The following is a 13,608-nucleotide window of genomic DNA, read 5'->3' as shown; positions in this document are numbered from 1 at the left end:
GACATGTTCAGACCTCTCTTCGTATTTATCGGCACGCGTTATACCCGTGCAAAGCGTCGCAACCATTTCGTATCGTTCATTTCCCTGACCTCCATCATCGGCCTGGCCCTTGGCGTGGTCGTGATGATCGTCGTGTTGTCGGTGATGAACGGCTTCGATCATGAAATGCGCACCCGTGTGCTGGGCATGGTCCCGCACGCGACCCTCGAATCCGGCGAGGCCATCAGCGACTGGCCGAGCCTGGCCGCCAAGGTCAAGCAGAACCCGCAGGTGCTGGCCGTTGCGCCGTTCACCCAGATGCAGGGGTTGCTGACCAACAACGGCAAGGTCTCCAAAGTGCTGCTCAACGGTATCGACCCCGGGCTGGAGCGACAGGTGTCGATCATCGACAACTTCATGAAGCAGGGCAAACTCGATGACCTGGCGCCCGGCAGCTTCGGCATCGTCATCGGCGACAAGGCCGCGGCCAAGCTCGGCGCCGCCATCGGCGACAAGCTGACGTTCGTCGCGCCGGAAGTCACCGTGACGCCCGGGGGCATGTTCCCGCGCATGAAACGCTTTACCGTGGTCGGCATCTTCCACGTCGGCGCCGGCGAGCTGGACGGTTACCTGGGCGTGACCAACCTCCAGGACCTGGCGCGCCTGCATCGCTGGAAACCGGACCAGGTCCAGGGCCTGCGGTTGAAGTTCGACGATCTGTTCCAGGCGCCGCGTGCCGCCTGGAACATTGCCCAGCAGCTCGGCGAAGACCGCTACTACGCCCGTGACTGGACTCGCACCCACGGCAACCTGTACCAGGCGATCCGCATGGAAAAAGCCATGATCGGCCTGCTGTTGCTGCTGATCGTCGCCGTGGCGGCGTTCAACATCATTTCCACGCTGGTGATGGTGGTCAACGACAAGAAGGGCGACATCGCCATCCTGCGGACCCTCGGCGCGACGCCGGGGCAGATCATGCGGATCTTCATGGTCCAGGGTACGGTCATCGGCGTGATCGGCACGGTCGTCGGCGCCCTGGTCGGCATGTTCGCCGCACTGAACGTCAGCGCCGCGATCGCTGCCCTCGAAGGCCTGATCGGGCACAAGTTTCTCAACGCCGACGTGTACTTCATCGACTACCTGCCGTCGCAGTTGCAAGCCGATGACGTGTTGATGGTCTGCGGCGCCGCGTTGGTCCTGAGTTTCCTCGCCACCCTGTATCCAGCCTGGCGTGCCGCACGCACCCAGCCGGCGGAGGCGTTACGTTATGAGTGAGTCGGGCATGAGTGAAAAAGCGATCTTGAGTTGCCGCAACCTGGGCAAATCCTACGAGGAAGGCCCGGAGTCGGTGGTGGTGTTGTCGGGCCTGCAACTGGAGTTGCACCCTGGCGAGCGCGTGGCGATCGTCGGCACCTCCGGGTCTGGCAAAAGTACCTTGCTCAATCTGTTGGGCGGTCTCGATACGCCGACCTCCGGCAGCGTCTGGCTGGCGGGCGAAGAGCTTTCGGCGCTGAACGAGAAGGCCCGTGGCCTGCTGCGTAACCGCGCCCTGGGTTTCGTCTACCAATTCCACCATTTGCTGCCTGAATTCACCGCCCTGGAAAACGTCTGCATGCCGCTGCTGATTGGCCGCACCGCGATTCCTGAAGCCCGCCAACGGGCCACGGCATTGCTGGAGCGGGTAGGGCTGGGGCATCGCCTGGAGCACAAACCCGCCGAACTGTCCGGTGGCGAGCGCCAGCGCGTGGCGATTGCCCGGGCCCTGGTCAACAAGCCTGGGCTGGTGATGCTCGACGAGCCGACCGGCAACCTCGACTCCCACACCGCCCAAGGCATCCAGGACCTGATGCTGGAGCTGAGCACCTCGATGCGCACTGCGTTTCTGGTGGTGACCCACGACATGAACCTGGCCCGGCAGATGGACCGCGTCCTGCACTTGCAGGAAGGCTGCCTGACGCCCATCTGACCGACCGCAACCCGGCACGCGATGCACGTGCCGGGTCATTTATTTTCATACGGTGCCCCGCGAATGTTCAGACCGTTATCGATCTTTATCGGCACGCGCTATACCCGCGCCAAGCGCCGCAATCGCTTTGTCTCGTTCATCTCCATGACCTCGATGATCGGCCTCGCCCTGGGTGTGCTGGCGATGATCGTGGTGCTGTCGGTGATGAACGGCTTCCAGCGCGAAATGAGTTCGCGCATCCTCGGCATGGTGCCCCACGCCACTATCGTCGGCGTCAATCCGATCGACGACTGGCAACCGGTCGCCGCGGCCGCGCTGAAGAATCCCGAAGTGACCGCCGCCGTGCCGTTCACTGAGCTGGAGGGCATGTTGAGCTACAAGGGTTCGATGCAGCCGATCCAGATCAGCGGTGTCGACCCGGCCCAGGAAGGCAAGGTGTCCATCGTCGCCCAGCATATCGTCCAAGGCCGCCTCGACGCCTTGAAACCGGGCGAGTTTGGCGTGGTGATCGGTGAAATCACCGCCCGGCGTTTTCGCCTGAACGTCGGCGACAAGCTGACCCTGATCGTGCCGGAAGTCAGCACTGCACCCGGTGGCATCACCCCACGCATGCAGCGCTTGAACGTGGTTGGCGTGTTCAAGGTGGGCGCCGAGCTGGACGGTTCCATGGCCCTGATCCACCTGGCCGACGCCGCGCAGATGCAGCATTGGCAGCCAAACCAGGTGCAGAGCGTGCGCCTGGCGGTGAAGGATCTGTACGCGGCACCGAAGGTTTCCGGTGACATCGCCGCGGGCCTGGGTTCCGGCTACAAGGCCGACGACTGGACCCATACCCAGGGCAGTCTGTTCAGTGCCATGAAAATGGAAAAGACCATGATTGGCCTGCTGTTGTTGATGATTGTCGCGGTGGCGGCATTCAACATCATCGCCACCCTGATCATGGTAGTGAACGACAAGGGCGCGGACATCGCGATCCTGCGTACCATCGGCGCCACGCCACGACAGATCATGGCGATCTTCATGGTCCAGGGCACGGTGATCGGCATCGTCGGTACGCTGATTGGCGGCGTGCTGGGGGTGATCGCAGCGCTGAATGTCAGTGCGCTGGTGGGCTGGCTGGAGCGGGTCAGCGGCCAGCACATCTTCAGTTCCGATGTGTACTTCGTCAGCAACCTGCCGTCGGAGCTTCAACGCGGCGACGTGGTGTTGATCTGCTCGGCCGGGTTCATCCTGAGTTTCCTCGCCACCGTCTACCCGGCCTGGCGTGCGGCGAAGATCGAGCCGGCGCAGGCGTTGCGGTATTCGTAAGGCCGGCGCAGCCCCCTGTGGCGAGGGAGCTTGCTCCCGCTGGGCTGCGTAGCGGCCCCAAAGATGGCGAGCGCTGCGCACTGGAGCGCCAGCCCGGTCAAGCGGGAGCAAGCTCCCTCGCCACAGAAGGGGATGTGTCAGGCTTGATGGAGCTTTGGCAACTCAATCAGAAAGCAGGTCCAGCCATCGGCTGATTCACAGCGGATCTCTCCGCCATGGGCGCGGATGATCGAGCGGGTGATGGCCAGGCCGAGGCCGGCGTGTTCGCTGCGGCTTTCCTGGCGGGCCGGGTCGGCGCGGTAGAAACGGTCGAACAGGCGTGGCAGACGATCTGCCGGGATTTCCTCGCCGCTGTTCTCCACGCTGACACGGACTCTTTGGACCTCATCGACAATGCGCACCCGCACGTCGCCCCCTTCGGGGGTGAAGCGCAGCGCATTGTCCAGCAGGTTGGAAAGGGCCCGGCGCAACATGTTGCGATCGCCGTCGAGGCCGCCATCGCCCTCGCGACTCAAGCGCACGTTGGCGTCCTCGGCCAGGGGCGCGAAGAATTCCAGCAACACGTCCACTTCCTCGGCCAACGCCAGCGGCTCGCGATTCGGCGCCAGCAGGCCATGGTCGGCCTTGGCCAGGTACAACATGTCGTTGACCAGTTGCGCCATCCACTGCAGTTCTTCGAGGTTGCTGTGCAATGCCTCGCGGTAATCCTCCAGAGAACGCTCGCGGGTGAGGGTGACCTGGGTATGGGTCAGCAGGTTCGACAGCGGGGTGCGCAGTTCATGGGCAATGTCGGCGGAGAACGCCGAGAGCCGTTGGAAGGCGTCATCCAGGCGTCCGAGCATGGCGTTGATGCTGTGGGCCAGTTCCCCCAGCTCGGCGGGCATTTGCGCTTCGGGTAGACGGGCGTTGAGGGAGTGGGCCGAAACGCCGCCGGTGATCACCCCCATACGCCGCAAGGGTCGCAGGGCGCGCCGGGCGGTCCAGGCGCCGAGCAGGGCGGTGGCCAGGGCCGAGAGGCCGACCGTCAGCCAGATCAGCCGTTGCATGCGCTGGAGAAAATGCTGGTGGTGGGTGATGTCCAGCAGCAGGGTCAGTTGCGGCGAGTCTGCGCGCTCGGGGTACAGCGGCGCGTTCAGCACGCGGTAGTCACTGTCGGCTTCGCTGACGGTCGACAGGCCGGGACGCTCCGGCAGCCGGGCCGGAATCCGGATCGAACTGTCGTACCAGCGCACACCGTCGCTGCCCTTGATGCGCAGGGCCAGGTCGGCCTGGCGGCTCAGTTCATCTTCCAGGCGGCGTTGGGCCTGCTCGGCGTTGAGATCTTGCAAGGCGCGGCGCAGGCCGATCAGCTTGCCCTCCAGCAGTTGCTGGTCGAGTTCGATGAAGTGCGCTTCGCTGGCCCGGCTGAACAGCACCCCGGCCAACAGCGACACCACGGCGGTGCAGGCGGCGAACAGCAAGGCCAGGCGACTGCTCAGCGACCATGGCCCCCTCACAGGCCACGCTCTTCAAGCACATAGCCCATGCCGCGCACGGTGTGGATGAGTTTGCTGGGGAATTCGTCGTCGATCTTGAGGCGCAGGCGCCGGATCGCCACTTCGATGACGTTGGTGTCGCTGTCGAAATTCATGTCCCAGACCTGCGAAGCGATCAGCGACTTGGGCAGCACCTCGCCCTGGCGGCGCAGGAGCATTTCCAGCAAGGCGAATTCCTTGGCGGTGAGATCGATGCGTCGGCCGGCGCGCTCGACGCGGCGGCGGATCAGGTCCAGGCGCAGGTCCGCCAGTTGCAGGCTGGTTTCCTGGGGTGTCGAGCCGCCACGACGCAACAGGCTGCGGACCCGCGCCAGCAACTCGGAAAAGGCAAAAGGCTTGACCAGGTAATCATCGGCGCCCAGTTCCAGGCCGTGCACCCGGTCTTGTATGGCGTCCCGGGCCGTGAGGAACAGCACCGGCGTGTCCAGGCCGGCCCCGCGGACGGCTTGCAGAATCTGCCAGCCATCGCGGCCGGGCAGCATCACGTCGAGGATCAACACGGCGTATTCGCCACTCAGGGCCAACTGCTGGCCGGTGATGCCATCGGCCGCCAGGTCGGCGTTGAAGCCGGCTTCGCTCAGGCCTTGGCGCAGGTATTGGCCGGTTTTCGTTTGGTCTTCGACGATCAGCAGTTTCATGGGCAGCTCAAGACAGGTTGGGACGGGGGCGTTATACCGTGGCAGGCGGGGCGGTGGCGCAACCTGACAAAGTTGTAATCATGCCGTCAGCCGGCTGGCAGGCGCGGCGAGCTAGAGTTTCCCACAAGCTGAATCCGAATGGAGTTTGAAACATGTTGAGGGGAAGTCGCCTGGCCCTGGCCGCCTGCACGCTGATGTTCGGTGTACCGTCATGGGCGTCGCCTGGGCATCTTGATTTTGGCCAGCCTGCGCCGGCGGCCACGGCCGGCCGCAGTATCGAAGTGGTGATGGGGGACATGTCGTTCGACCCCGGCGCGCTCCAGATCAAGGCCGGTGAAACCGTGCGGTTCGTGCTCATCAATAAAGGCCGGTTGCTGCACGAGTTCAACCTCGGCGATGCCGCCATGCACGCCGAACACCAGCAGGAAATGCTCAAGATGCAACAGAGCGGCCAGTTGACGCCGACCGCCATGACGCACGGGATGGCCCATGGCGACATGGGCCAAGGCTCGCCCGGCATGCGTCACGATGACCCGAACAGCGTGTTGGTGGAGCCGGGCAAGACCGCCGAGCTGACCTGGACGTTCAACAAGGCCACGCGCCTTGAATTTGCCTGCAACATCCCCGGGCATTACCAGGCCGGAATGAAGGGAGACCTGACAGTCAGTCAGTAAGCACTCAAAGGCTGCGGCAAAGGCTGATAGAATCGGCTGATTCTTCAGTCAGGTTTCCGTCATGCATCCCGCAGCCGAACATTCGCCGCTGGGCAAATCCAGTGAATACATCGCCACGTACACGCCGTCATTGCTGTTCCCGATCCCGCGCACCGCGAAATGGGCGGAACTGGGCCTGACGGCCGAGACCCTTCCCTACAAGGGCGTGGATTTCTGGAACTGTTTCGAGCTGTCATGGCTGTTGCCGTCCGGCAAGCCGGTGGTGGCTATCGGGGAATTCGCGATCCCGGCGGACTCACCGAATATCATCGAGTCCAAATCCTTCAAGCTGTACCTCAATTCCTTGAACCAGACCTCGTTCGCTGACACGGCAAGCCTGGAGGCGACCCTGCGCCAAGACCTGTCGGCCGCCGCCGGCAAGCCGGTAGGCGTGCGGATTCGCAGCCTCAAGGATGTAGAGCGCGAGGGCTTGGTGGCGTTGCCGGGCGTGTGCATCGATGATCTGGACATCCGTGTCGATTCGTACGAACACCCGCGCCCGGAATTGCTGCGGTGCGATGACTCGCGCATGGTCGAGGAAAGCCTGCACAGCCACCTGCTCAAGTCCAACTGCCCGGTCACCAGTCAGCCGGACTGGGGCAGCGTGGCGGTGGAGTATCGTGGCGCGGCACTGGATCATGCGAGCCTGCTGGCCTACCTCGTCAGCTTCCGCCAGCATTCGGATTTCCACGAGCAATGCGTGGAGCGGATCTTCCTTGACCTGCAGCGACTGCTCAAGCCGCAGAAGTTGACGGTGTACGCGCGGTATGTGCGCCGTGGCGGCCTGGACATCAACCCGTATCGCAGCACTGAAGCGGTGCAACTGCCCAACCAGCGCCTGGTTCGCCAATAACCCACGGTAATAGCGAATCCTCCCACAGCAAATGGCATTTCAGGTGGCAGGAAATAGAAAAGCCCCGCCATGGCGCGTAATACCGTTCACTTAAGCACGTTACCGCCTGGCGAGGGAGCTTGCTCCCGCTGGGCTGCGTAGCGGCCCCAAAAGCGTGGGACCGCTGCGCGCTCCAGCGGGAGCAAGCTCCCTCGCCACGACCAGTGATAAATCTTAAGTGAACAGCGTTACGCCGTGGCGCGGGGCTTTTTTGTCCGAGAGGTTCAGATCCCGATGTTGCCCAGGGTCTGCACAATGTTGCGCAATGTCCCGGCGATGGTCGGGTGTTCCAGTTCGAAGCGTTCCACGGCAAGGTTCACGCCGTCGACCAGGTTGCTGTCCTGAAGCTGATTTTCCAGTTGGATCTCAGCCTCGATCTGAGCCATCAGTTGATGCAGATTCTCGCGCTCTGGCTCGGACAGCGGCGGGTTCTGGTCCAATTGCTCGCGCAGGGTATCGAGTTGAGCTTGCAGTTCGCGGCGGGCAGGCATTGGCGTACTCCCTTTATTGATAGGCACAGCCATGGACCGCGACGGTGCGTCAAAAGTCCGTGGCCTGCCTTAAGAGTAATCCACCCTCACGCACCCTGCATGATCCCGGTCATGGCTTCTCGCCTTTGAGCCGGCGCAGGCTGATGTCGGCCAGGCAGGTGTCAAGCTCGCCCAGGTGATCGATCACCGAATGCACGCCCAGGCTGAACAATTGCACGGTGGCCCTGGCGCGCCTGGACTCGCGTTCCTGCTGCCCCAGCGCCTGCCACTCGCCCGGTGCCAGGCCACACAGCGAGCCACAGGACGCCAGGCCGATGGTCCACAGTCCGGCGTTGAGCCCCGATTGCAGCAACCCCGGTTCGCCACTGACCAGTACGCAACCGTCCAATTGCTGGACGTTCAGCGCCATGAGTGCCTGCCAGCAGGCGTGCGGGGCGGGCCAAGGATTATTTGTTGCAGGAAGTTGCGGGGGTTTGACCCAAGTCGGCAGGGCCGCCGCCAGGCCATGGCTGGTGGCCGGCGGCAAGTCGTCGAGCCAGGCGCAGGGAATACCCAGTTGCTGCAAGTGATGCAGGCTTTCCAGCGCCCCCGGCGTCGGTTGCGCGTGCTCGGTCGGCTTGGCGCCCGGCTGACGAACCCTGGCGCCGAAGTCCACCAGGCAACCACTCAGGCCGAACAGGACCGCAGTCAGGCCGGGAACAGGGAAGGGCAGGGCTTCGGCGCGAGGCATGGGAACGTCCTTGAAATAACCTGCAGCCTAACGGGCCTCAATGACAGTCCGGTGACAGAGTTGTGAAGGTGCTCGGCAGCAGAAACGTCCTACAGCCGCCTTCTCTTTTCCATGCTGCCTATCCTCGCTTTCCGTCTTATACTAGCGACCTTACCGCCTGGGCTCGGCGCCCTTGCCTGAATAAACCGAGGAGTTTTCCCCTATGCGCTGGAGCCATCGTCTAGCTCAGCTGAGTCTGTCCGCCAGCGTCCTGCTGGTTCCGTTTGCAGCCCAGGCCGCCACGGAAGAAGATCCTTGGGAAAGCATCAACCGTCCGATCTTTACCTTCAACGACACCCTCGACACCTATGCGCTCAAGCCGCTGGCCCAGGGGTATCAGTACGTGACGCCGCAGTTCCTGGAAGACGGTATCCACAACATGTTCCGCAACATCGGGGACGTGGGCAACCTGGCCAACAACGTGCTGCAGGCCAAACCGGCCGCTGCCGGGGTCGACACCGCCCGGTTGATCTTCAACACCACTTTCGGCCTGCTGGGCTTCTTCGACGTGGGCACCCAGATGGGCCTGCAACGCAGCGACGAGGATTTCGGCCAGACCCTGGGCTATTGGGGCGTGAGCAGCGGTCCTTATGTGGTGCTTCCACTCTTGGGGCCAAGCACCCTGCGTGATGCGCCGGCCAAGTATGTCGACAGCTACGCCGCGCCTTATCGCTATATCGACAATGTCTCGGTGCGTAACTCGATCTTCGGCCTGAACATCGTCGACACGCGCGCCAGCCTGCTGTCGGCCGAGAAGCTGGTGAGCGGCGACAAATACGTCTTCATTCGCAACGCCTATCTGCAAAACCGCGAATTCAAGGTCAAGGATGGCCAGGTCGAAGACGATTTTTGATATCGGCTCCCGACTGAGCGAAAGGCGGCCCTGGCATGAATGCCCAGGGGCCGCCTTTTGTGTTTTTGTGGTGCGTTCAAAGGGGGGTGATCCTTCCATTGGGTTACGCTTCGCTCGGTTCTTATAACTCTCTGTACTTTGACAAATAAAGACGGCAAGCGGCGATCCGCCTGAGCTTGAAACGCCCCGCGGATGGGAGTACCGTCTGCGCCTTAGAAGGGCACCTCTGATGAATCCGCGTGCAGGGCAGCGACCTGAAACCGGTACGACAGAGAGGCTAGAAAGCGAATCCAGTAGTGCGTGCAAAGGCCTGACGGTCCAGCCCGCTACGCCAACCTAATTCTGGCGCCGTTTGCCCACATGCCAAAAACCAGTGCCACGCTGCTGATAATCGATGATGACGAAGTGGTGCGAGCGAGCCTCGCGGCCTACTTGGAAGACAGTGGTTTCAGCGTCCTGCAGGCCAGCAATGGCCAACAGGGTCTTCAGGTATTCGAGCAAGACAAGCCCGACCTGGTCATCTGCGACCTGCGCATGCCGCAGATGGGCGGACTCGAACTCATTCGCCAGGTCAGCGGGATCTCCTCGCAGACCCCGGTGATCGTGGTTTCGGGCGCGGGCGTGATGAACGACGCGGTCGAGGCATTGCGCCTGGGCGCGGCCGACTACCTGATCAAGCCCCTTGAAGACCTTGCGGTGCTCGAGCACTCCGTGCGCCGGGCCCTGGACCGTTCTCGCCTGCTGGTGGAGAACCAGCGCTACCGCGAGAAGCTGGAGACCGCCAACCGCGAGCTGGAAGCCAGCCTGAACCTGCTGCAGGAAGACCAGAACGCCGGCCGCCAGGTGCAGATGAACATGCTGCCGGTCAGCCCCTGGACCGTCGATGGCTTCCGGTTTGCCCACCAGATCATCCCGTCGTTGTACCTGTCGGGGGATTTCGTCGACTATTTCCGAGTCGATGAGCGACGCGTGGCATTCTACCTGGCGGACGTTTCCGGCCACGGCGCGTCGTCGGCGTTCGTCACGGTGCTGCTGAAGTTCATGACCACGCGCTTGCTGTTCGAGTCCAAGCGCAATGGCTCGTTGCCGGAGTTCAAGCCTTCTGAGGTCCTTGGGCATATCAACCGAGGCCTGATCAGTTGTAAGCTGGGCAAACACGTCACAATGGTCGGTGGAGTCATCGACGAGGAGACTGGTTTGTTGACCTATAGCATCGGCGGTCACCTGCCGTTGCCTGTGTTGTATACGCCAGACAGTGTTCGTTACCTGGAAGGGCGTGGCTTGCCGGTGGGCCTGTTCAACGAGGCCACCTACGAAGACCACGTACTGGAACTGCCGCCGACGTTCAGCCTGACGCTGATGTCTGATGGCATTTTGGATCTTTTGACAGAGCCTACACTCAAAGAGAAAGAAGCGGCCTTGCCTGAGCGGGTGAGTGCAGCGGGCGGCAGCCTGGAAGGCTTGCGCCAAGTGTTTGGATTAGCCACGCTCGGGGAGATGCCGGATGATATCGCCCTGTTAGTGTTGAGCAGGAACCTTTGATGAGTACCGGTAGAATCCAGTTCGCCGAGCAGGACGGCACCTTTGTCCTGAAGTTTGTCGGTGAAGTGCGCCTGACCCTGTGTTCGGCGCTGGATGCGACTATTGAGCGGATCTTCACGGCGCTGAACTTCAGCGCCATCGTGATTGACCTGACCGAAACCCGCAGCATCGACAGCACCACCCTGGGCCTGCTGGCCAAGCTGTCGATCCTGTCGCGGCAGAAGGTCGGCCTGTTGCCAACGGTCGTCACCACCCATAACGACATCACCCGCCTCTTGCAATCAATGGGCTTCGACCAGGTCTTCAACATCGTTGGCGACCCCGTGCCGTGCCCGGAATGCCTGGACGACCTGCCTGACCAGGACCAGTCCGAGGAAGAAGTGCGAATCAAGGTGCTCGAAGCCCACAAGATTTTGATGGGCCTGAACGATTCCAATCGTGAAGCTTTCCATGACCTGGTGAACGCCTTGGAGCGCCCAGGCGGCTGAAGCCCCTCGACCCTGTGGGAGCGGGCTTGCTCGCGAAGAGGGGAGAACAGGCGACATCAATGCTGGAGTGCTGGTCTCTTCGCGAGTAAACCCGTTTCCACAAACGCAAAAGGGGCGAACCTATCAAGGTTCGCCCCTTTTTCTGGCTAGTGCCTCACCTCAAAGCTTGGCTTGCAGCAGCGCTTCCAGTTTTTCCTGGTCCCGCGCAAACTGACGAATACCTTCGGCCAGTTTCTCGGTCGCCATGGCGTCCTCGTTGGACAACCAGCGGAATTGCGCTTCATTGAGATTCAGGCGTGCTTCCCCAGCCTGCCCTGGCGCCAGCTTGCGTTCCAGCTTGCCTTCGTCGGCGGCCAGTTTCTCCAGCAGTTCCGGGCTGACGGTCAAGCGGTCGCAACCGGCCAGTTGTTCGATCTGGTTGAGGTTGCGGAAGCTGGCACCCATGACCACGGTCTTGTAGTCATTGGCCTTGTAGTAGTTGTAGATGCGTGTCACCGACTGAACGCCCGGATCATCGGCGCCGGTGTAGTCGTTGCCATTGGCTTTCTTGTACCAGTCGTAGATACGGCCCACGAACGGCGAGATCAGGAAGACCCCGGCGTCGGCGCAAGCGGCGGCCTGGGCGAAGGAGAACAGCAGGGTCAGGTTGCATTGGATGCCTTCTCGCTCCAACTGCTCGGCGGCACGAATGCCTTCCCAGGTGGATGCGATCTTGATCAGCACGCGATCACGGCCAATGCCGGCCTTTTCATACAGGTCGATCAGGCGATGTGCACGCTTGAGCATGGCGTCGGTGTCGAACGAAAGACGTGCGTCCACTTCGGTGGAAATGCGCCCCGGAATCACCTTCAGGATTTCCCCGCCCACTGCCACGCCAAAACGGTCGCTGGCCAGGCCGACATCGCCCTTGCAGTCTGCCACGCAGGCATTGAGCAGCTCGGCATAGCCGCTCATGGCCGAGGCCTTGAGCAGCAGGGAAGGGTTGGTGGTGGCGTCCACGGGTTTGATGCGGGCGATGGCTTCGAAGTCGCCGGTATCGGCGACGACGGTGGTGAATTGCTTGAGTTGTTCCAGCTTGGAAGTCATGAGCGTGCTCTGTCCTATGGGTCTGTTGACATTACCCGAGGGCCGGCAGCCACTCAAGGGCGTGTAGAGGTATCGAAAGGCCCCAGCGGCAGCAACCTGAAAACGGCTGTTTGAAAGGCCGGGGCGGTATCGGTAGATACGATGCCAAAAGCGGACGCAGGTTCAAAGCAAGTGACGGTTAGCGTCCTTCCAACAACTGCCCGGCCTGGTCCAGCAGGGCCAACGGATCCTGGGTCTTGTGGATGTCCACCGACAACAACTGCCGAAACCGCCGCGCCCCCGGAAAGCCGGTGCCCAGGCCGAGCACATGGCGAGTGATGTGGTGCATCGCGCCACCGGCGGCCAGGTGACTGGCGATATAAGGTCGCAGCTGCGCCAACGCCTCGGCCCGGCTGATGACCGGCGCGGTGCTGCCGAACAACTGTTGGTCCACCTCGGCCAGCAGGTACGGGTTGTGATACGCCTCGCGGCCCAGCATCACCCCGTCGAAGGTCTGCAAGTGTTCATGGCAGGCCGCCAGTGTCTTGATCCCGCCGTTGAGCACGATTTCCAGCTCTGGAAAATCCGCCTTCAACCGCGCCACCACGTCATAACGCAGTGGCGGGATATCGCGATTCTCCTTCGGCGACAGGCCTTCCAGGATGGCGATTCGCGCGTGCACGGTAAAACTGGTACAGCCAGCGTCACGCACAGTCCCCACGAACTCGCACAACTGCTCGTAACTGTCACGCCCGTTGATCCCGATCCGATGCTTGACCGTCACCGGAATCGACACCGCATCACGCATGGCCTTCACACAATCGGCCACCAACCCCGGATGCCCCATCAGGCACGCGCCGATCATATTGTTCTGCACCCGGTCGCTGGGGCAGCCGACGTTGAGATTGACCTCGTCATAACCGTGCTCCTGGGCCATGCGCGAACAAGCGGCTAGATCGGCCGGAACACTGCCACCCAACTGCAACGCCAGGGGGTGTTCGGCTTCGTGATGCCGCAGGAAACGCTCGTGGTCCCCGTTGAGCAAGGCACCGGTGGTGACCATCTCGGTGTAAAGCAGGGCGTGCTTGGACAGGATGCGCAGGAAGTAGCGGCAGTGGGGGTCGGTCCAATCCATCATCGGGGCAACGCTGAAGCGCCGGGACAAGGATTGCTGGGGTGCTGGGTATAGAGGCATCGGAGAATCTGGACGGTAAGGCGAGGGGGCGCAGTTTATCAGGAAAGGGGTCGGTGAGGTTTGGACAGGAGGCGACTGTCCGGGGCTTCGCTTGTCGGCGATCTTTTTCTCTGTGATCCGTGTAGGTACGAGGTCGAGACTAAATAAATCTGTCCCCCTTTTTTGTGCCCTTTT

The 13,608-nt window shown here is 62.1% G+C and carries 14 protein-coding genes; 8 read left to right on the top strand and 6 right to left on the bottom strand.

The window, feature by feature from the left end:
• Positions 1 to 3: 3 nt before the first annotated feature.
• From V5F23_RS18545 to V5F23_RS18535, 3 genes are all read left to right on the top strand, one after another.
• Positions 4 to 1,254 carry a lipoprotein-releasing ABC transporter permease subunit gene (locus V5F23_RS18545; RefSeq protein WP_123579765.1) on the top strand — a complete coding sequence of 417 codons (1,251 nt, stop codon included), beginning with the start codon at positions 4 to 6 and terminating at the stop codon, positions 1,252 to 1,254.
• 7 nt (positions 1,255 to 1,261) lie between these two features.
• Complete coding sequence (gene lolD, locus V5F23_RS18540; RefSeq protein WP_172679754.1) at positions 1,262 to 1,945, top strand: lipoprotein-releasing ABC transporter ATP-binding protein LolD; 684 nt, start codon at positions 1,262 to 1,264, stop codon at positions 1,943 to 1,945.
• 63 nt (positions 1,946 to 2,008) lie between these two features.
• A complete protein-coding gene (locus tag V5F23_RS18535) occupies positions 2,009 to 3,253 on the top strand; it encodes a lipoprotein-releasing ABC transporter permease subunit (protein ID WP_047737749.1) in 1,245 nt (414 codons plus the stop codon).
• Between the two features lie 137 nt (positions 3,254 to 3,390).
• Here V5F23_RS18535 and V5F23_RS18530 read toward each other — a convergent pair whose 3' ends face one another.
• Positions 3,391 to 4,749 (bottom strand): heavy metal sensor histidine kinase, encoded by a 1,359-nt coding sequence (locus tag V5F23_RS18530; protein ID WP_042732703.1) that lies wholly within the window; start codon positions 4,747 to 4,749, stop codon positions 3,391 to 3,393.
• Positions 4,746 to 5,426, bottom strand: coding sequence for a heavy metal response regulator transcription factor (locus V5F23_RS18525; RefSeq protein ID WP_042732702.1), 681 nt, complete (start codon positions 5,424 to 5,426; stop codon positions 4,746 to 4,748). Before V5F23_RS18525 ends, V5F23_RS18530 begins: the two co-directional genes overlap by 4 nt.
• A 152-nt stretch (positions 5,427 to 5,578) precedes the next feature.
• Between V5F23_RS18525 and V5F23_RS18520 the strand changes: the two genes are divergently transcribed.
• Together V5F23_RS18520 and queF are read left to right on the top strand one after the other, a co-directional pair.
• Positions 5,579 to 6,100, top strand: coding sequence for a cupredoxin family protein (locus tag V5F23_RS18520; RefSeq protein WP_042732701.1), 522 nt, complete (start codon positions 5,579 to 5,581; stop codon positions 6,098 to 6,100).
• Positions 6,101 to 6,161: 61 nt separating this feature from the next.
• Positions 6,162 to 6,992 carry an NADPH-dependent 7-cyano-7-deazaguanine reductase QueF gene (queF, locus tag V5F23_RS18515; protein ID WP_042732700.1) on the top strand — a complete coding sequence of 277 codons (831 nt, stop codon included), beginning with the start codon at positions 6,162 to 6,164 and terminating at the stop codon, positions 6,990 to 6,992.
• Positions 6,993 to 7,255: 263 nt separating this feature from the next.
• Here the strand turns inward: queF and V5F23_RS18510 are convergent, their stop codons facing one another.
• Positions 7,256 to 7,522: a DUF4404 family protein gene (locus tag V5F23_RS18510; protein ID WP_212802834.1), complete on the bottom strand. Its 267-nt coding sequence runs from the start codon at positions 7,520 to 7,522 to the stop codon at positions 7,256 to 7,258.
• Between the two features lie 109 nt (positions 7,523 to 7,631).
• Entirely contained in the window at positions 7,632 to 8,252 is a 621-nt protein-coding gene (locus tag V5F23_RS18505) for a phosphatase (protein ID WP_042727869.1), read from the bottom strand.
• A 202-nt stretch (positions 8,253 to 8,454) separates the two neighbouring features.
• On the opposite strand from V5F23_RS18505, the gene V5F23_RS18500 reads away from it, so the two are divergent.
• The 3 genes from V5F23_RS18500 to rssC all read left to right on the top strand — a co-directional run bounded on the left by V5F23_RS18500 (position 8,455) and on the right by rssC (position 11,174).
• Positions 8,455 to 9,144, top strand: coding sequence for a VacJ family lipoprotein (locus V5F23_RS18500; protein WP_042727868.1), 690 nt, complete (start codon positions 8,455 to 8,457; stop codon positions 9,142 to 9,144).
• 360 nt (positions 9,145 to 9,504) lie between these two features.
• Positions 9,505 to 10,686: a two-component system response regulator RssB gene (rssB, locus tag V5F23_RS18495; RefSeq protein WP_042727867.1), complete on the top strand. Its 1,182-nt coding sequence runs from the start codon at positions 9,505 to 9,507 to the stop codon at positions 10,684 to 10,686.
• Entirely contained in the window at positions 10,686 to 11,174 is a 489-nt protein-coding gene (gene rssC, locus V5F23_RS18490; RefSeq protein WP_003183367.1) for an anti-sigma factor antagonist RssC, read from the top strand. Before rssB ends, rssC begins: the two co-directional genes overlap by 1 nt.
• A 159-nt stretch (positions 11,175 to 11,333) precedes the next feature.
• Here the strand turns inward: rssC and tal are convergent, their stop codons facing one another.
• Together tal and dusA are read right to left on the bottom strand one after the other, a co-directional pair.
• Positions 11,334 to 12,260, bottom strand: coding sequence for a transaldolase (gene tal / locus V5F23_RS18485; RefSeq protein WP_042727866.1), 927 nt, complete (start codon positions 12,258 to 12,260; stop codon positions 11,334 to 11,336).
• A 178-nt stretch (positions 12,261 to 12,438) separates the two neighbouring features.
• Positions 12,439 to 13,434 carry a tRNA dihydrouridine(20/20a) synthase DusA gene (dusA, locus tag V5F23_RS18480; RefSeq protein ID WP_042727865.1) on the bottom strand — a complete coding sequence of 332 codons (996 nt, stop codon included), beginning with the start codon at positions 13,432 to 13,434 and terminating at the stop codon, positions 12,439 to 12,441.
• Positions 13,435 to 13,608: the final 174 nt, after the last annotated feature.

Source organism: Pseudomonas sp. WP18, from assembly GCF_036689585.1.
Classification (GTDB): Bacteria; Pseudomonadota; Gammaproteobacteria; order Pseudomonadales; family Pseudomonadaceae; genus Aquipseudomonas; species Aquipseudomonas chlororaphis_E.
The sequence above is the reverse complement of the archived record's forward strand: the minus strand, read 5'-3'. Positions and strand labels throughout refer to the sequence as shown.

What these genes read in the sequence shown, in the direction of transcription:
- V5F23_RS18500 (WP_042727868.1), top strand. Translation starts at nt 8,455, where the DNA reads ATGCGCTGGAGCCATCGTCTAGCTCAGCTGAGTCTGTCCGCCAGCGTC.
- tal (WP_042727866.1), bottom strand. Translation starts at nt 12,260, where the DNA reads ATGACTTCCAAGCTGGAACAACTCAAGCAATTCACCACCGTCGTCGCC.
- queF (WP_042732700.1), top strand. Translation starts at nt 6,162, where the DNA reads ATGCATCCCGCAGCCGAACATTCGCCGCTGGGCAAATCCAGTGAATAC.
- V5F23_RS18525 (WP_042732702.1), bottom strand. Translation starts at nt 5,426, where the DNA reads ATGAAACTGCTGATCGTCGAAGACCAAACGAAAACCGGCCAATACCTG.
- V5F23_RS18510 (WP_212802834.1), bottom strand. Translation starts at nt 7,522, where the DNA reads ATGCCTGCCCGCCGCGAACTGCAAGCTCAACTCGATACCCTGCGCGAG.
- lolD (WP_172679754.1), top strand. Translation starts at nt 1,262, where the DNA reads ATGAGTGAAAAAGCGATCTTGAGTTGCCGCAACCTGGGCAAATCCTAC.
- V5F23_RS18545 (WP_123579765.1), top strand. Translation starts at nt 4, where the DNA reads ATGTTCAGACCTCTCTTCGTATTTATCGGCACGCGTTATACCCGTGCA.
- V5F23_RS18505 (WP_042727869.1), bottom strand. Translation starts at nt 8,252, where the DNA reads ATGCCTCGCGCCGAAGCCCTGCCCTTCCCTGTTCCCGGCCTGACTGCG.
- V5F23_RS18520 (WP_042732701.1), top strand. Translation starts at nt 5,579, where the DNA reads ATGTTGAGGGGAAGTCGCCTGGCCCTGGCCGCCTGCACGCTGATGTTC.
- V5F23_RS18535 (WP_047737749.1), top strand. Translation starts at nt 2,009, where the DNA reads ATGTTCAGACCGTTATCGATCTTTATCGGCACGCGCTATACCCGCGCC.
- rssC (WP_003183367.1), top strand. Translation starts at nt 10,686, where the DNA reads ATGAGTACCGGTAGAATCCAGTTCGCCGAGCAGGACGGCACCTTTGTC.
- dusA (WP_042727865.1), bottom strand. Translation starts at nt 13,434, where the DNA reads ATGCCTCTATACCCAGCACCCCAGCAATCCTTGTCCCGGCGCTTCAGC.
- rssB (WP_042727867.1), top strand. Translation starts at nt 9,505, where the DNA reads ATGCCAAAAACCAGTGCCACGCTGCTGATAATCGATGATGACGAAGTG.